We start from the raw sequence: 16,563 nt of genomic DNA, 5'->3' as shown, positions 1-16,563 counted from the left end.
GATACATCAATGGCGAGCGCGGAAGTGGTAATCACCGCTAGACACGTCGTTGTTCACGGCGGCGAGCAGCGAGGTGCTCGCGGTGTCGGCATTGAGCTGGCCGGTTTGTACCAGCGCCCGAAAATCGTGGTGGGGCAGGGCAATGTCGTCCGGCGTGACGCCAAAAAAGTGGCAAATACGCTGGAGCGCGGCATGGCTGGGGTAGTAGCGTCCGCTGAGGTGGCGGTTGAACTGCGCCCGGTTGATGGGCAGGCGAAGGCACACGTCGGCAATAGAGGGGTAGTAGCTGCACAGCAGGCGCAAATTGGCCACAAATTCATCGTGCATAGGCGTGACTCTTGGGCGGTGGCGGCTAATGTGCCGCCTTGCGCCCAAGAGTGCAACGGCTCGCCCCTCACACCTGCTTAAAATAAGCGGTGCACGTGGTTAGAAGCCCTCTAACACCAGCTTACCCACAGTACGATTGCTCTCGATCAGCGCGTGAGCGCGCGTTAGGTTATCGGCATTGATAGGGCCAAGCACTTCGCCCAGCGTCGTGGTTAAACGGCCGCTATCCACCATGGCGGCGACTTCGCTCAATAGGTCGTGCTGCTTGGCAATGTCCTCGGTGGTAAACAGCGGCCGCGTGAACATCAGCTCCCAGTGCAGTGACAGGCTCTTGAGCTTGAGTTTGCGCACGTCGATCAGCTCCGGGTCATCGATCAGCGCCAGTTTACCCTGGGGCTTCAAGGCATTGATGATCGCCTCGAAGTGGTGATCGGTTTGGTTAAGGCTGATGACCATATCCACCTGCTCGTAGCCTGCGGCTTTGAGCGCTTCATCCAGCGGTTGGCGGTGGTCGATCACCGCATCGGCGCCGAGCGACGTGACCCAGGCTTGGCTTTCCGGGCGTGAGGCCGTCCCAATCACGGTGATATCGGTGAGCTGCTTGGCCAGCTGAATCAGAATCGAGCCAACGCCACCGGCAGCACCTACCACTAATAATGTTTTGCCTTTGGTGTCGCGCAGGCCCAGTTCCAGGCGGTCAAACAGTAGCTCCCAGGCGGTAATGGCGGTGAGAGGGAGAGCCGCTGCCTGGACGTCAGACAGACTTTTCGGCGCCAGGCTGACGATACGCTCATCGACCAGTTGGTACTCGGCATTGGAGCCTTGGCGCGCAATGCTGCCTGCGTACCACACCCGGTCACCTGGCTGAAAGCGAGTGACCGCACTGCCCACGGCATCGACCACGCCTACCGCGTCGTAACCCAGCACCCGCGGCTCGCCGCCTTCAGGCAGCGCGCTTTTGCGCACCTTGGCATCTACCGGATTGACGGAAACTGCGCTGACCGCGACACGAATATCGTGGGGCTCGGGGGTGGGCAGCGGTAGCTCGACGGCGTGTAGGGCGTCTGGGTGGTCGATTGGCAGGCTTTTGGTAAACGCAAATGCTTTCATGGTCGTTCTCCAAGCGATGATGAATGGCGACATCATGCCTGGGTGTCGTTTTGTGAAAAAGAGGGCTAATGTAGCTAACAGTTTCCAATTTTTTTTGAAAATAAGGGCGCTATCGCTCCATGCGTACCGATGACCTAAACGTGCTTGTCTACGCCGCCGAGCACGGCAGCCTTTCCGCTGCCGCGCGGGAGCTGGCGATTACCCCAGCGGTGGCTAGCGTTGCGATCAAACGGCTTGAAGACGCGCTAGGCACGCGGCTGCTGGTGCGCTCTACCCGCAGCTTGCGGCTAACGCCCGCCGGGGCGCACTATTTGGTGCATGCGAAAACGGCGCTGAGTGCCCTTGCCGAAGGGGAAAAAGAACTGCACCGCGAGCGCCAGGAGATAGCGGGAGAGCTCAGCCTCTCCATGCCGTCTGATCTGGGCCGCAACGTGCTGCTGGGCTGGCTGGATCGCTTTATGGCGCGGCATCCGCAGCTGCGCCTGCGGCTTCGGGTGAGTGACCGGGTGAGCGACCTGTTTCGCCAGCCGGTGGAGATTGCCCTGCGCTACGGCGTGCCGGAGGATTCCAGCCTGGTAGCCCTGCCGCTAAAAAGCGATAACCACCGGGCGGTGTGCGCAGCACCAAGCTATATCGCGCGCCACGGCGAGCCTGCCACTCCAGATGAATTACGCCAGCACAACTGCCTCTGCTTCAACCTGGGCGAGCGGGTGCACAACCAGTGGCAGTTCGGCAGTGAGCGTATCAGCGTGCAGGGCAATCGAGTGAGCGACGATGCCGAGTGTGTGCGCCGCTGGGCGCTGGCGGGAGAGGGCATTGCCTATAAATCTCGCCTCGATGTTCAGGCAGACCTCGATGCAGGCCGCTTGGTGGCGCTGTTGGCCTCGTTTTCTACCGAGCCCGCGCCGCTGTATCTCGTCTGCCCGCATCGGCTGTCGCTCACTCCCGCCGTGGTCGCGCTGAAAGACTTTCTGATCGAACGGTTACAAGAAGTCGTCGAATGAAGAGCATCATCTATCCGCGAGGAGCTAGCCATGTTTGAAGGGCTTGAAAAACAGACACGCCGCGTTAACGGCGTCGATACTGCCTATCGGATGGGCACCCGCAGCGCGGGCATGGCACCGTTCGCCCTAGAAGCGCTGGCGGAGTACGAGCGCTGCCTTGCGGGCACTATATCGCCGAAGAGATTCCTGACCTGCTGCTAGAGGAGTCGCTGCCGTTCTTGCTGGAGCCGCAATAAGCGATTCACGCGACTGCCCAAGACGAAGCGGGCAAAAAACTGGATAATGGCCGCCATTCGCCTGATGCATCGGCACTAGGCACACCCATTACTCTGGACGCCCGCTTATGGAAATCAAAGTTAACTATCTCGACAACCTCCGCCTGGAGTCCAAGTTCGACGATTTTACGGTCATCTCCGACCAGCCGATTCGCTACAAGGGCGACGGCTCGGCCCCTGGCCCGTTTGACTACTTCCTGGCGTCGTCGGCCATGTGTGCCGCCTACTTCGTCAAGGTGTACTGCAACGCGCGCAATATTCCCACCGAGAACATTCGCCTGTCGCAAAACAACATCGTCGACCCGGAAAACCGCTACAAGCAGATCTTCAAAATCCAGGTAGAGCTGCCGGAAGATATCTCGGAAAAGGATCGCGAAGGCATCCTGCGCTCCATCGACCGCTGCACGGTGAAGAAGGTTGTTCAGACCGGCCCCGAGTTCCAGATTGAAGTGGTCGAGAACATCGATGAGGACGCCCAAGCGCTGCTGATGGGCGCGCCGGAGGGGAGCAGCACCTACATCGAAGGCAAAGATCTGCCGCTGGAGCAGACCATTGCCAATATGAGCGGCATTTTGGCCGACCTTGGCATGAAGATCGAGATTGCCTCCTGGCGCAATATCGTGCCCCACGTGTGGTCGCTGCATATCCGCGATGCGGCCTCGCCCATGTGCTTTACCAACGGCAAAGGCGCGACCAAAGAGAGCGCGCTCTGTTCGGCGCTGGGCGAGTTCATCGAGCGTTTGAGCTGCAACTTCTTCTACAACGATCAATTCTTGGGTGAAGAGATCGCGAACAGCGAATTCGTGCACTACCCCAATGAGAAGTGGTTCAAGCCGGGGCCGAATGACGAGCTGCCGGAAGGCATTCTCGACGAGCACTGCCTGGCGATTTACAACCCAGAAGGCGAGCTGGGTGGATCGAACCTGATCGATACCAACTCGGGCCGTGAAGACCGGGGCATCGTTTCGCTGCCCTTTGTGCGCCAAAGCGACGGAGAAACGGTCTACTTTCCCTCCAACCTGATCGAGAACCTGTTCCTCAGTAATGGTATGAGCGCGGGCAATACCCTGGTGGAAGCTCAGGTGCAGTGTTTATCTGAAATTTTCGAGCGGGCGGTGAAGCGGGAGATCCTCGAACAGGAGTTGACCCTGCCCGACGTACCCCAAGAAGTGTTGGCCAAGTACCCGAACATTGTAGAGGGCATTAATGCCCTGGAAGCCCAAGGCTTCCCGGTGCTGGTGAAGGATGCCTCCATGGGCGGGCAGTTCCCGGTCATGTGCGTGACGCTGATGAACCCGCGTACCGGCGGCGTGTTTGCCTCCTTTGGTGCCCACCCAAGCTTTGAAGTGGCGCTGGAGCGCAGCCTGACCGAGCTGCTTCAAGGGCGCAGCTTTGAAGGCTTTAACGACCTGCCGCTGCCGACATTTAACTCGCAAACCGTCTCCGAGCCGAACAACTTCGTAGAACACTTTATCGACTCTTTCGGCGTGGTGTCGTGGCGTTTCTTTAGTGCCAAGCCTGATTTTGAATTCAGTGAATGGGACTTCTCCGGCAGCAACGAAGAAGAGGCCAATACGCTGTTTGGCATTTTTGAACAGCTGGGCGCGGAAGTGTACATGGCGGTCCACGAAGACCTGGGCGCGCCGGTGTGCCGGATTCTGGTGCCAGGCTACTCCGAGGTGTACCCCATTGAAGATCTGATTTGGGATAACACCAACAAGGCGCTGGATTACCGCGAGGACATTCTCAATCTGCACCGCCTGGATAACGACCAGCTCACTGATCTGGTCGAGCGGCTGGAAGAGAGCCAGATGGACGACCACACCGATATCATCACGCTGATTGGTATCGAGTTCGACGAGAACACCGTGTGGGGCCAGCTGACCATTCTGGAGCTGAAACTGCTGGTTTACCTGGCACTTGGCCGCCATGAAGAGGCGCTTGACTGCGTGCAGATGTTCCTCCAGTACAATGACAACACCGTTGAGCGCGGCCTGTTCTACCAGGCGGTGAACGCGGTACTGGAGATTGAGCTGGACGACGAATTGGCGCTGGACGACTACTTACCCAACTTCAAGCGCATGTTCGGCGAAGCGACTATGGAGGCGGTCGTGGGTTCAGTAGACGGCAGCGTACGCTTCCACGGCCTCACGCCCACCAATATGCAGTTAGAGGGCTTGGATCGCCACCAGCGCCTGATCGAAAGCTACAAGAAGCTTCACGCAGCGCGAGCGGCAAAAGCGGGTATTGCGCGCATGTAACCTGTAGAGGCGATTGGGGTTGACGAGGCATTAAGTACTCCGTAAGCTAGAAATTATCCACGCCTTAGGCAGTAAGCTTTCCCACATATCTCGGGATAAGCCGACCCCTAGGGCGTTTTTTGTTTGAAGAAGGAAAAAAGCCATGCCTACAGCAATATTGATTGATGGTGGCTATTTTATTAAGCGTTTCAGGCGCATAGAGCCCTCCAATGCGTATGATGGAAAAAGAGCAGCTGATTGTTTGTTTCGGTGGGCGGTAAGTCACTTGCATGAGAAGAGCCGCCATGGAAACAGTCAAACGAATCAACGGCGTGATTTGTACAGAATTTTTTTCTACGACTGCCCGCCCCTATCGAAAAAGATGCATAACCCTATTTCAGGGAAAGCCATCGACTTTTCCAAAACGCCAGAGGCGCTTTTTCGTAAAGAGCTGCACCAAGCCTTGTTGGGGAAACGCAAATTAGCAGTCCGTCTGGGCCATCTTTCGGATGATGCTCAGTGGACACTTAAACCTGAAAAAATCAAAGCATTGCTAAAGCATAAAATATCGCTTGATGATTTGACTGAGAATGATGTGCGCGTTGATGTTCGGCAAAAGGGGGTCGATATGCGTATAGGAGTTGATGTCACTTCTTTGACGTTAAAAGGGCAAGTTGATCAAATTGTGCTTATGGCTGGTGACGCTGATTTTGTACCTGCTGCAAAAATTGCGAGACGCGAAGGTATCGATTTCATCCTCGATCCAATGTGGCAGACGATTCCCGCAGGATTGCACGAGCATATTGATGGGCTAAGAACGACTTGCCCGAAGCCAGAACTTCCTCTTAGGCGCCAATACTGATGAGGAGTTTTGTTTAGTCTTAAAAGAACAGTTAGTGAATTTTGTAAGTCCCCTAACGGTGCGTTGCCTTAAAAGGCCCGCACCGTTTTTATGTGATGCACTTTGGTGCAGCAATTGGCGCAGTGAGTGCAACCAACTGCACCGCTGCGCCAAATTTCATGGCAGGCCTGGCTTGGTACAACACTCTTCGCGCAATTCAGCCAAAGAACCAGTAGCACACCAGAATGGCGGTGGTGATGCCTGCTATATCGGCGACCAGGGCGCATCCCAACCCATGGCGAATGCGGGTGATGCCTACGGCACCGAAGTAAACCGCCAGCACGTAAAACGTGGTTTCGGTGCTGCCTTGGAAGGTGGCTGCCAGTAGCCCAGGGAAGCTATCGACACCAAAGGTGTTCATGGTTTCGATCATCATGGCACGGGAGCCGCTACCGGAGAGCGGTTTCACAAAGGCGGTGGGTAGCGCATCCACAAAGCGGGTGTCCCAGCCGATGCCCTCAACCAGCCAGCGGATCCCGCCAAGCCCGGCATCCAGCACGCCGCTGGCGCGCAGCACACCCACCGCGACCAGCATGGCAATTAGGTAGGGCAGCAGGGTGATGGTAAAGCTCAGGCCCTCTTTAGCCCCTTCGATAAAGGCGTCGTACACCTTCACTCCGCGAAGCGCGCCAACCACCAGAAACATCATCACAATGCTAAACAGGGTCAGATTGCCCACCAGCGTTGAGGCCGCCGCCAGCGCCTGAGCGGACATCCCCGCTAAAGTAGTGATCAATAGCCCTAACGCTAACGCAGCTGCCACTAAATAGGCCAACACGACCGGGTGCCAGAGCTTTAAACGCTGCATCACCGCTACTGCCAAAAGCCCAGCCAGGCTAGAAGCGCTAGTCGCGAGCAAGATAGGTAAAAATACCAGCGTGGGGTCGGTGGCTCCCTGCTGGGCGCGGTACATAAAAATAGTGACGGGCAGCAGGGTGAGCGACGAGGTATTAAGCACTAAAAACAGGATTTGAGCGTTGCTGGCAGTCTCACTGCTGGGATTAAGGCTTTGCAGCGAATGCATCGCTTTGATACCGATCGGCGTGGCGGCGTTATCCAGGCCGAGAATGTTCGCCGCGAAGTTCATGCTAATCAGCCCCATGGCCGGGTGGCCACGGGGCACTTCGGGCATCAGGCGGCTAAAAAGCGGGTCGAGTACCCGCCCCAGTAGTCGTATCAACCCTGCCTTTTCGGCAATGGAAAGAAACCCCAGCCACAGCGTCATGGTGCCCAGCAGCACCAAGATAATATCGACGCTCACCTTCGCCATATCGAACAGCGACTGCACCAAGCGGGCAAACACTTCGCTATCGCCACCCACCAGCCACTGCCAGAGCGATGCCGCAAAGGCGGCAATAAAGAAGCTTAACCAGATTCCGTTGAGCATGGCGGGTGGGCGTCCTTGGTCATAAAAGAGGGTATGCGTTTGCTGCGTATCCTAACCAAGGAGCGCCCGTGCGTGCTAACCCGAAAGCGAAAGAAAGAACAGAATCAGCGGAGGCGACAGCAGCGAGAGGATAAAGCCGCTAACCACGGCAATGGGCACACAGGCCACGCCGCCGTGCTGCTGGATAACAGGAAGAGTGAAATCCATGGAGGTCGCCCCGCCGTAGCCGATGGCGAGTGCGGTATGGCGGTGAATGACCAGCGGGATCAGGATAAACGCCAGCAGCTCGCGGGAGAGGTCGTTGAAGAACGCCACACCACCCATCAGCGGGCCGAGCTGGTCGCCAATCAGGATGGCGGACAGCGAGTACCAGCCGAAGCCCGAGGCCATGGCGAGGCCCTCGTTCCAGCTCAGTGAGAGCAGCGGGGCGGCGGCCAGCCCCGCCAGTAGCGAACTCAACGCCAGCGTGACGGCAATGGCAAGCCCCAAGCGGTTGAGCAAAATTTGCTTCAGCGGCATACCGGAGTTGCGTAACTGGCAGCCAATCAACACCAGCAGCAGGTACAGCACCCACTCGGCTAGCCAGTCGGCGGTGGTGAACAGCGTCTCGCCAACCATTGGCCCAAGCAGCAGCCCCGCAGTGACACCCGCTGCGACCACGCCCACCAGCATTAACGAGCCCTGCATGGCGGCGAGTTTGCTGGTGGGGGCATCTTTCACTACCGGAGAGCCGCTCGCGCTGAGCCGCACTCGCCGAGAAAGCCACCACAGTGCGGCTAAGTTAAACAGCGTGGTGATGGTAAACAGCAGTAGGGCATTGCCACCCAGACGAGAGAGCTGGCTGCCTAAATTCTCAAGCCCGGCGAGGCTCACACCCATAAACAGCAGAATCAGGTACACCGAGCCGCTGACGGCTCGGTTAATCAGATTCAGCAAGCGGGTCGAACGGACACGTACCAAGTAGCCCAAAAACAGCGGCAGTAAAACGATCAATAGGCCAGAGAGCATTTAGGGCGCGTTACCCCCGGCGGGGTTGAAGTGGGTCATGGTGAGTGTCGTTTGTCGGCGCCCCTCTTTTTCATAGGTGGCTGAGAGGATGAGCCCCGGCCAGTCAGGATGGAAGTTGATCAGCAAATGCCGGTCAGGCTTTTCGGCATCAATCAGCGTGACCTGCTTAGCGTCGAACTCACCGGCAGGCACACGGGCTGTAGTGGGCTCGTTCACGAAGTACTGGAAGTGTTCGTCGCGCCCACGGTGATCCACGAAGTCGATATCGCAGGGGTTGCTCTCGGTGCAGCCTTCGGTGCCAGCCCGGCGGGAGAGGTCGAACAGGGCGGCTTGACGATCGATGGAGGGAATGTCGTCTTGGTTGAGCTGATAGCTGTCGCCGACGCCGAAGAGAGAGTAGCTGCTGTTATAAAGCAAAGAGTGTGTGTCGCCATCATCGATGTAGAAACGACTGCGCTCGTTACCTCGGGCGACGGCAATGGAGAAACTCATGTCGCTCAGCCAATGCGAGCCTTCATGCGTGAGCGTATGGGTAATGTTGGCGCTCGGCCAGCCGCGAATTTCAAGCCGGTACTGCGCCTCGAATGGCTGAGGAGAGGCCAAGGAAGCGCTGTCATCGGCAAGCGCGACGGCGCTGTTCGTCATCAGCGCGGCAGTCAATGTAGCGCCCAATAGGCCGTGCCGTGTGTTACGAGCGAATGTGTGTTGCAAAGGCTCCTCCTCCCTACAGTGTGTCTTCCTAAGAGCCTTTAGCGAGCGCTTGGTTCCGTGTGCGAGTATAACGAGCGTGGCGTTAAACGTCAGTAGCCCATGTCGGGGTTAACGGTAGCCAGGGTTTCACCCGCCTCAAAGGCGTGCAGGTACGAAATCACTTGATCAATGGCATCGTTAAGCGGTGTGGGGGCCGCCATATGCGGAGTGACGATGACCTTAGGGTGCTGCCAGAGCGGGTTGTTTGCCGGTAGCGGCTCTTCATGGAAAACATCCAGCAGTGCTCCGCGCAGGTGCCCTGGCTGGCCGTCATGGCCAAGTGCGTCCAGCAGTGCTTGCTCATCAATCAAGCTACCACGGCCTGGGTTAATGATGCTGGCACCTTTCGGCAGTTGTGCCAGCCGCTCGGCGTTAAGAATGTGCTGGGTAGCCGCTGTATCGGGGAGAATGGTCACTACGCTTTGCGCTTGGTTCAGTAGCTCGTTTAAACCGTCCTCGCCATGCAGGCAGCGCACGCCGCTGATCTGTTTGGGGGTACGGCTCCAGCCAAGCACCGGGAACCCAGCCTGTTGAAGCGCGCTAGCCACATAGCTGCCGATAGCGCCTAGCCCTAATACACCCACCGGCCAGTTCGCTTTATCCGGCACCGCATGGGGCTGCCACTGGGCATTTGGCTGCTGAGCGGCGTAGCGGTCCATGCTGCGGTAGAAGTTCAGCACGCCGTAAAGCACATAGTCGGCCATCAATTCGCTCATGCCTGCATCGCGTAGTTTCACAATAGGGACATCCTTGGGGAGCCCAGGCGTCTTCAGCAAATAATCGACCCCAGCCCCTAGGTTAATAATGCCTTTTAGCTGCGTTTGTTCTTGCAGGAGGTGAGCGGGCGCTTTCCACACGGCTAGGTAGTCGGCGTTGGCTCGTTCGCTGGCGGGGGCATCACTGGTAAGCACGGTGGCCTCTGGAAGCGCCTCTGCAATAGCGGCCTGCCACTGGGCCGCGTCGTCAATATGCACTACGACTTTCATGTTATCTCCTTGTACTCAGTTAATAATGCATGCTGACTATCATGGGCGAGAGGAGCTTAATACCGCAACCTGAGGGCATTATGGAGAACGCTGTCAACGTGTAGATAAAGCTAACGTTAACAGCATATGAAATTTTTGTAATAAAGGCTTTGACCGGCAGCCAAGGGGGGGTGCTAGTATCGCCTTAAGACGACATTGGCGGGCCAGCAGCGGCGGTGGCCAGGTCGATCCTGTGGCCCAGCGCAGTGAGCCTTAGGGCATGCGCTGGTTCTTAGTGATCTTTGATGGCGAGTTGCCCGATGACTGAGGTTTCCCTGCCTTTCACTCGTGAAGAGTATGCAAACCGCCTGTGGAAGGTGCGTGCTGAAATGGCCGGTCGTGGTATTGACGTATTGATCGTCAGCGACCCCTCCAACATGGCGTGGCTAACCGGCTACGATGGTTGGTCATTTTATGTCCACCAGTGCGTGCTGGTGGGGCTGGAAGGCGAACCCGTATGGTTCGGCCGCCGGATGGATGCCAATGGTGCACTGCGCACCTGCTGGATTCATCCCGATAATATTACCTACTACCCGGATTACTACGTCCAGAACCCTGATATGCACCCGATGGAGTATCTGGCGCAGTCGATTATGCCGGACCGTGGCTGGCATATCGGTGTGGTGGGCATGGAGATGGATAACTACTACTTCTCCGCTAAAGCGTATCAAAGCCTGCTGAAAGAGTTGCCCCATGCGCGCTTTATGGATGCCAACTCGCTGGTGAACTGGTGCCGGGCGATCAAGTCGCCTCAAGAAATTGCTTATATGCGGGTAGCGGCCAGAATCGTCGAGGGGATGCACTCGCGCATTCTTGAGGTGATTGAGCCCGGTCTGCCCAAGAGCAAGCTGGTATCGGAGATTTATCGCGTGGGTATTGAGGGCTTTGTCGATGAAAACGGCAAAGTATTTGGCGGTGATTACCCCGCCATCGTGCCCATGTTGCCCACCGGTAAAGATGCAGCCGCACCCCACTTAACCTGGGACGATACGCCATTTCGCACCGGCGAAGGCACCTTCTTCGAGATTGCGGGCGTGTTTAAGCGTTACCATGCGCCTATGTCGCGCACGGTGTTTCTCGGCACGCCACCGGTTGATTTTATCCGTGCGGAGTCGGCGCTGCTGGAAGGTATCGAGAATGGCCTAGCGGTTGCCAAACCCGGCAACCGCACGGCAGATATTGCCATGGCGCTGGGTGCGGCGATGGATAAATATGGCTTTGACCGCGGTGGTGCCCGCTGTGGTTATCCCATCGGTATCTCTTACCCACCCGACTGGGGCGAGCGCACCATGAGTTTGCGCCCCTCGGATGAAACTATCCTGCAGCCCGGCATGACCTTCCACTTCATGCCCGGCCTATGGGTTGATGACTGGGGCCTGGAGATTACCGAAAGTATCCTAATAACCGAAGATGGCTGTGAAACCCTGGCGAATTTCCCCCGCCAGCTGTTCGTCAAATAGCCGCGTGATAACACAAGGGAAACACAATGACGCTTCAACCGAACCAACTGCGGCCAAGCCCCATTTCCGCCACCGTTGACTTCGACGCCGATGGCGTGCAGCACGGCTTTTTAAAACTGCCGATTTCCACCGATGAGTCGGCTTGGGGCGCGGTGATGATCCCCGTCACGGTAGTAAAAAATGGCGAAGGCCCCACGGCACTGCTCACCGGTGGCAACCATGGCGATGAGTACGAGGGCATCACTTCGCTGTTGAAGCTCTCCTCGACGCTGAAAGCGGAAGACGTGACCGGACGCGTGATCATCGTGCCCTGCATGAATACCCCAGCGGTGATGGCGGGCAAACGCACCTCACCCATGGATAAAGGCAACCTGAACCGCAGCTTTCCTGGCGACCCTAACGGCACGGTGACCTCGCAAATTGCCGACTACTTCACCCGCGTGCTGGTGCCCATGAGCGATGTGGTGCTCGACCTGCACTCTGGCGGCCGCACGCTGGATATTCTGCCGTTTGGCGCTTCCCACGTGCTGGATGACAAACACCAGCAGCAGGCGGCGCTGGAAGGCGCCAAAGCCTTCGGTGCGCCTTATGCCATGGTGATGTTCGAGCTGGACGCTGAAAGGCTGTTCGATACCGCCTGCGAACGTCAGGGCAAAGTATTCGTGGCCACCGAGCTTGGCGGCGGCGGTACTTCCACTCCTCAAAGCATCGCCATTGCCGAGCGCGGCGTGCGCAACTTCTTGATTCATTATGGTTTAGTAGAGGGCAGTGTAGAAATGCCCGAAGGCGGGCAAATGTACCTCGATATGCCAGATGCTAGCTGCTACGTGCAGAGCCAGCACGCCGGTGTGCTGGAGCTGCTGGTGGCACTGGGCGACGAAGTGAAGAAGGGCCAAACCATCGCTTATGTCTACGATATGACCCGCAGCGGCACCGCACCAGTGGCGTACAAGGCCGAGCGCGATGGCATTCTCATGGCCCGCCGTGCGCCCTCGCTGATCAATATGGGGGACACCCTGGCGGTGATCGCCGATGTTGTCGAACGCCTGGAGGCGTAGCCCTCGGCATGATGAAACTGGATCGCTATGATTTAAAAATCCTCGATATCCTCTCCCGGGACGGGCGAATCACCAAGTCGAAGCTGGCCGAGGCGATTAACCTCTCGGTCAGCCCCTGCTGGGAGCGGGTAAAGCGGCTGGAAACAGCTGGTGTGATCGAAGGCTATACCGCGCGCATCAATGCTGACGTGCTGGTGCCGCGCAACCCCGTATGGGTGCAGATCGAGCTCAAGCAGCACAACGCCGAAAGCTTTGCTCGCTTTGAAGCCTTGGTGATGCAAACTCCCGAAGTGACCGAGTGCGTGGCCGTCGGCGGTGGCGTCGATTATCTGGTGAAGTTCGAAGCCCGCACCATCGATAGCTACCAGCGCTTGATGGATAAATGGCTGGTATCGGAGGTGGGCATTGAGCGCTACTTTACGTATATCGTGACGAAGACCGTCAAGCATCAGCCGATTGGCATCGACCCCAGCGCTGCGCTTTAGCCGCTTTGCCTTGCGGCCAAAAAAAACCATCATAAAACGTCTTGCCACAAAAAAAGTGCCGGAAAACACCGGCGCTTTCAAAAACACTTCGTGGCGATTCTCCCTTACGCTAGACACATCGATTTAGCGCGACCCTTGAGCCGCGATGGATGATCCTTTTGATGTGCACGGTGTGTCGCCTTTAGCTGGCCTCATCGTATTGGCTGCAACCTGGGGAGGTGCCCATGACCACACTATCGACCACGCTTGCTAAACGCCTGGAAGATCCGCGCCTGTTCCGGCAGTACGCCTACGTGAACGGCAAGTGGACCCATGGCGAAGGTGGCCGTGAAGAGGCCGTCTTTGATCCCGCCACCAACGAAGCCATTGGCCATATTCCGCTGCTGGAAGCAGAGCAGATTACCGCTGCTGTGGATGCCGCCGAAGCGGCGTTTGTCCACTGGCGGGCACTGCGCGCCGACGAGCGTTGCGAACGCCTGCTGGCCTGGTACGACCTCATTCAAGCCAACCGCGAAGACCTAGCGACCATCATGACCCTGGAGCAGGGCAAACCGCTGCCCGATGCCCGTGGTGAAGTAGAGTATGGCGCAAGCTTCGTGCGTTGGTTCGCGGAAGAGGGCAAGCGCACCTACGGCGAGACCATCCCGAGCCACATTCCCAATGCATCGCTCGGCACCATTAAAGAGCCGGTGGGCATTGCCGCGATGATTACGCCGTGGAACTTCCCACTGGCGATGATCACCCGCAAAGCCGCTGCCGCGCTGGCCGCAGGCTGCCCGGTGATTGTGAAGCCCGCCAACGAAACGCCGTTCTCGGCGCTGGCGCTGGCAGAACTTGCCGAGCGAGCGGGCATCCCAGAAGGCATCTTCAACGTGGTATTGGGCGAGCCTGCGGAAGTCTCCAAGATTTTGTGCAGCGAACCGCGTATTCGTGCGCTCTCGTTCACCGGCTCCACCCGCGTTGGCCGCCTGCTCATCGAGCAAAGCGCTAACACCGTGAAGCGTCTTTCACTGGAGCTGGGTGGCAACGCGCCGTTTATCGTCGGGCCAGATATGGACCCGAAAGAGGCCGCCTATGCTGCGGTAGCGGCCAAGTTCCAAACCGCTGGGCAAGACTGCCTAGCTGCTAACCGGATTTTAGTACACGAATCGATTCACGATGAGTTCGTGGCCCAGTTCACCGAGCGTATGGCGGCCCTCACCGTGGGCAATGGCCTGCACGGCGAAGTCGATCTTGGCCCGCTCATTCACCGCCAAGCGGTCGAAAAAGCAGCCGCGATTGTGGACGACGCAATCTCCCAAGGCGCCACCATGATCGCGGGCGACCAAAGCCAAGCACCGGGCGACAACTTCTTTATGCCCGTGCTGCTGACCGGTGTGACACCGCAAATGAAAGTATGGCGGGAAGAGAACTTTGCCCCGGTGGCCGGCATTACCGCTTATAGTAGCGACGACGAAGTGATCGAGATGGCCAACGACACCGAATACGGCCTGGCCGCGTACATCTACACCCACGATATTCGTCGTATTTGGAAGCTGATGCGCGCACTGGAGTACGGCATGGTGAGCGTCAACTCCGTGAAGATGACCGGCCCGCCCGTGCCCTTCGGCGGCGTCAAACAGTCCGGCCTTGGCCGTGAAGGTGGCGCTACAGGTATCGATGAGTATCTGGAAACGAAGTACTACTGCCTGGGCGCGCTGGGTTCGGTATCGGGCAGCTAGGTTTAAGAACCACAGCATCGCGCGCTGAAGCGCCCTCCCACAACACCCGCTGAGGTGCTTGAATAGGCCCTGTGGGAGGCCGGCTCCGCCGGGCGAAGGCACCGCTAGGTGCCCAACATTACGTCAGTCACCAAAGATAAAACACCCTCCCCAACAGTGGGGAGGTTTATTGTAAAGAGAGAATGTTATGAGCTTGCATCAGGATCTGATCGAACGCGACCGTAAAGTCACCTTCCACGCCTCCACCCACCTGCGTGATTTCGCCCACGGCGACGCACCGGGCCGTGTTATTACCGGTGGTAAAGGTATTCATATTGTTGATAAAGATGGCCGCGAGTTCATCGACGGTTTTGCGGGACTTTACTGTGTGAACATCGGCTATGGCCGCACCGAAGTAGCAGAAGCGATTTATAAGCAGGCGCTGGAACTCTCCTACTACCACACCTACGTAGGCCATTCCAACGAGCCGCAAATCGAGCTTTCCGAGCGCGTGCTGAAAATCGCAGGCCTCAACATGTCCAAGGTCTACTACGGCATGTCGGGTTCTGATGCCAACGAAACCCAGCTCAAGATCGTGCGTTACTACAACAACGTACTGGGCCGCCCGCAGAAGAAAAAGGTCATCTCGCGCATGCGCGGCTACCACGGCTCCGGCATCGCGTCTGGCTCGCTGACCGGCCTGAAGGCGTTCCACGACCACTTCGACCTGCCCATCGATACCATCCGCCATACCGAAGCGCCGCACTACTACCTGCGTGCCGCCGAGCAGCATGGCATGACCGAGCTCGAATTTTCTGCCTACTGCGCGGACAAGTTGGAAGCCATGATTCTGGAGGAAGGGCCGGACACCGTGGCTGCCTTTATCGGCGAGCCAGTACTTGGCACTGGCGGTATTGTGCCGCCGCCGGAAGGCTACTGGGAAGCGATTCAGCCGGTACTGGATAAGTACGACGTGCTGCTAATTGCCGACGAAGTGGTATGTGGCTTCGGCCGTACCGGCTCCGACTTCGGTAGCCACCACTACAATATGAAGCCTGACCTGATCACTATCGCCAAAGGCCTGACCAGCGCCTACCAGCCGCTATCTGGCGTAATTGTTGGTGACAAAGTATGGAAAGTGCTTGAGCAGGGTACCGGCGAGTTCGGTCCTATCGGCCACGGCTGGACCTACTCAGGCCACGCCCTGGGTTGTGCCGCAGGCCTTGCCAACCTGGATATCATCGAGCGCGAAAACCTAGTGGGCAACGCGGCTGAAACCGGCGACTACTTCCAGCAGCAGCTGAAAGCGACGTTTGAAGGCCACCCGCTGTTGGGTGATGTGCGCGGTGTTGGCCTGATGGCTGCGCTGGAATTCTCTCCGGATGCCAAACAGCGCCTGCACTTCGACCCCGCGCTGAAAGTGGGCCCGCGTGTCGCCGCTGCCGCGCTGGAAGAGAACCTGATTGCCCGCGCCATGCCCCAAGGTGACATTCTAGGTTTTGCGCCGCCGCTGACCATCAATCGTGGTGAAGTGGACGAGATGATTGGCCGTGCCAAACGTGCCATCGACCGCGTGACCGATGAGTTAGTGCGCTCCGGCGACCTGAAAACGGGCCAGCAAGAAGCCGCTTTTACCGTTTAATCGCCTGCGTTAGCCGTTTAAGCGCCGCTGCTGATGCAGCGGCGTTTTTGTTGTGCGCCAGGCATGGCGCGCAGCGCCTTGACTGGCGCTATTCCTGAGGGTGGTGCCTCACAGGATGACTTGGGGGTGAAAGTCCCCTACGGACCCTGATAGCGGGAACCGTTAGCTGAACAGCAAGGGTGTCTGCCGCA

Annotated in this window: 15 protein-coding genes; 9 read left to right on the top strand and 6 right to left on the bottom strand. The window is 57.8% G+C overall.

Annotated elements, in window-relative coordinates; all coding sequences use genetic code 11:
• Positions 1–6: 6 nt before the first annotated feature.
• Together AC13CN_RS06250 and AC13CN_RS06245 are read right to left on the bottom strand one after the other, a co-directional pair.
• A complete protein-coding gene (locus AC13CN_RS06250; protein WP_044628661.1) occupies positions 7–327 on the bottom strand; it encodes a helix-turn-helix domain-containing protein in 321 nt (106 codons plus the stop codon).
• Between the two features lie 99 nt (positions 328–426).
• A complete protein-coding gene (locus AC13CN_RS06245) occupies positions 427–1,437 on the bottom strand; it encodes a zinc-binding alcohol dehydrogenase family protein (RefSeq protein WP_253027854.1) in 1,011 nt (336 codons plus the stop codon).
• A gap of 119 nt (positions 1,438–1,556) precedes the next feature.
• Between AC13CN_RS06245 and AC13CN_RS06240 the strand changes: the two genes are divergently transcribed.
• The 4 genes from AC13CN_RS06240 (at position 1,557) to AC13CN_RS06225 (ending at position 5,818) form a co-directional block, all read left to right on the top strand.
• Positions 1,557–2,441, top strand: coding sequence for a LysR family transcriptional regulator (locus AC13CN_RS06240; RefSeq protein ID WP_253556925.1), 885 nt, complete (start codon positions 1,557–1,559; stop codon positions 2,439–2,441).
• A 30-nt stretch (positions 2,442–2,471) separates the two neighbouring features.
• Entirely contained in the window at positions 2,472–2,642 is a 171-nt protein-coding gene (locus AC13CN_RS06235) for a hypothetical protein (protein WP_228168313.1), read from the top strand.
• A gap of 142 nt (positions 2,643–2,784) precedes the next feature.
• Entirely contained in the window at positions 2,785–4,977 is a 2,193-nt protein-coding gene (locus tag AC13CN_RS06230; protein ID WP_089675801.1) for an OsmC domain/YcaO domain-containing protein, read from the top strand.
• Between the two features lie 142 nt (positions 4,978–5,119).
• Positions 5,120–5,818, top strand: a complete 699-nt coding sequence (locus AC13CN_RS06225) for an NYN domain-containing protein (RefSeq protein ID WP_044628656.1) — start codon at positions 5,120–5,122, stop codon at positions 5,816–5,818.
• A 196-nt stretch (positions 5,819–6,014) separates the two neighbouring features.
• Here the strand turns inward: AC13CN_RS06225 and AC13CN_RS06220 are convergent, their stop codons facing one another.
• The 4 genes from AC13CN_RS06220 to AC13CN_RS06205 all read right to left on the bottom strand — a co-directional run bounded on the left by AC13CN_RS06220 (position 6,015) and on the right by AC13CN_RS06205 (position 9,988).
• Entirely contained in the window at positions 6,015–7,244 is a 1,230-nt protein-coding gene (locus tag AC13CN_RS06220) for a nucleoside recognition domain-containing protein (RefSeq protein ID WP_044628655.1), read from the bottom strand.
• A 75-nt stretch (positions 7,245–7,319) separates the two neighbouring features.
• On the bottom strand, positions 7,320–8,252 hold the full coding sequence (locus tag AC13CN_RS06215) for a LysO family transporter (protein ID WP_074211577.1): 933 nt from the start codon (positions 8,250–8,252) through the stop codon (positions 7,320–7,322).
• Entirely contained in the window at positions 8,253–8,897 is a 645-nt protein-coding gene (locus AC13CN_RS06210; protein WP_089675805.1) for a hypothetical protein, read from the bottom strand.
• Between the two features lie 155 nt (positions 8,898–9,052).
• Positions 9,053–9,988, bottom strand: a complete 936-nt coding sequence (locus tag AC13CN_RS06205; protein ID WP_062374044.1) for a 2-hydroxyacid dehydrogenase — start codon at positions 9,986–9,988, stop codon at positions 9,053–9,055.
• Between the two features lie 299 nt (positions 9,989–10,287).
• Between AC13CN_RS06205 and doeA the strand changes: the two genes are divergently transcribed.
• From doeA to AC13CN_RS06180, 5 genes are all read left to right on the top strand, one after another.
• A complete protein-coding gene (doeA, locus tag AC13CN_RS06200; RefSeq protein WP_044628651.1) occupies positions 10,288–11,487 on the top strand; it encodes an ectoine hydrolase DoeA in 1,200 nt (399 codons plus the stop codon).
• A gap of 26 nt (positions 11,488–11,513) precedes the next feature.
• Positions 11,514–12,545: a N(2)-acetyl-L-2,4-diaminobutanoate deacetylase DoeB gene (gene doeB / locus AC13CN_RS06195; RefSeq protein WP_253556927.1), complete on the top strand. Its 1,032-nt coding sequence runs from the start codon at positions 11,514–11,516 to the stop codon at positions 12,543–12,545.
• Positions 12,546–12,553: 8 nt separating this feature from the next.
• The gene (locus AC13CN_RS06190) at positions 12,554–13,030 is read left to right on the top strand and encodes an Lrp/AsnC family transcriptional regulator (protein WP_253556929.1); all 477 of its coding nucleotides are present in this window, start codon (positions 12,554–12,556) and stop codon (positions 13,028–13,030) included.
• A gap of 224 nt (positions 13,031–13,254) precedes the next feature.
• Positions 13,255–14,751: an NAD-dependent succinate-semialdehyde dehydrogenase gene (locus AC13CN_RS06185; protein ID WP_253556930.1), complete on the top strand. Its 1,497-nt coding sequence runs from the start codon at positions 13,255–13,257 to the stop codon at positions 14,749–14,751.
• A gap of 187 nt (positions 14,752–14,938) precedes the next feature.
• Positions 14,939–16,372, top strand: coding sequence for an aspartate aminotransferase family protein (locus tag AC13CN_RS06180; RefSeq protein WP_253027849.1), 1,434 nt, complete (start codon positions 14,939–14,941; stop codon positions 16,370–16,372).
• The last annotated feature ends 191 nt before the right edge of the window (positions 16,373–16,563 follow it).

The sequence above is a fragment of the Vreelandella sp. L-25 genome (assembly GCF_056857535.1).
Note: the sequence above shows the minus strand (reverse complement) of the source record. Positions and strands in the feature narration are given on the sequence as shown.

Excerpts from the sequence above, each read along its gene's own strand:
- AC13CN_RS06225 (WP_044628656.1), top strand. The coding sequence starts at position 5,120 with ATGCCTACAGCAATATTGATTGATGGTGGCTATTTTATTAAGCGTTTC.
- AC13CN_RS06215 (WP_074211577.1), bottom strand. The coding sequence starts at position 8,252 with ATGCTCTCTGGCCTATTGATCGTTTTACTGCCGCTGTTTTTGGGCTAC.
- AC13CN_RS06220 (WP_044628655.1), bottom strand. The coding sequence starts at position 7,244 with ATGCTCAACGGAATCTGGTTAAGCTTCTTTATTGCCGCCTTTGCGGCA.
- AC13CN_RS06240 (WP_253556925.1), top strand. The coding sequence starts at position 1,557 with ATGCGTACCGATGACCTAAACGTGCTTGTCTACGCCGCCGAGCACGGC.
- doeA (WP_044628651.1), top strand. The coding sequence starts at position 10,288 with ATGACTGAGGTTTCCCTGCCTTTCACTCGTGAAGAGTATGCAAACCGC.
- AC13CN_RS06210 (WP_089675805.1), bottom strand. The coding sequence starts at position 8,897 with ATGACGAACAGCGCCGTCGCGCTTGCCGATGACAGCGCTTCCTTGGCC.
- AC13CN_RS06235 (WP_228168313.1), top strand. The coding sequence starts at position 2,472 with ATGTTTGAAGGGCTTGAAAAACAGACACGCCGCGTTAACGGCGTCGAT.
- AC13CN_RS06245 (WP_253027854.1), bottom strand. The coding sequence starts at position 1,437 with ATGAAAGCATTTGCGTTTACCAAAAGCCTGCCAATCGACCACCCAGAC.
- AC13CN_RS06185 (WP_253556930.1), top strand. The coding sequence starts at position 13,255 with ATGACCACACTATCGACCACGCTTGCTAAACGCCTGGAAGATCCGCGC.
- doeB (WP_253556927.1), top strand. The coding sequence starts at position 11,514 with ATGACGCTTCAACCGAACCAACTGCGGCCAAGCCCCATTTCCGCCACC.
- AC13CN_RS06250 (WP_044628661.1), bottom strand. The coding sequence starts at position 327 with ATGCACGATGAATTTGTGGCCAATTTGCGCCTGCTGTGCAGCTACTAC.
- AC13CN_RS06205 (WP_062374044.1), bottom strand. The coding sequence starts at position 9,988 with ATGAAAGTCGTAGTGCATATTGACGACGCGGCCCAGTGGCAGGCCGCT.
- AC13CN_RS06230 (WP_089675801.1), top strand. The coding sequence starts at position 2,785 with ATGGAAATCAAAGTTAACTATCTCGACAACCTCCGCCTGGAGTCCAAG.
- AC13CN_RS06190 (WP_253556929.1), top strand. The coding sequence starts at position 12,554 with ATGATGAAACTGGATCGCTATGATTTAAAAATCCTCGATATCCTCTCC.
- AC13CN_RS06180 (WP_253027849.1), top strand. The coding sequence starts at position 14,939 with ATGAGCTTGCATCAGGATCTGATCGAACGCGACCGTAAAGTCACCTTC.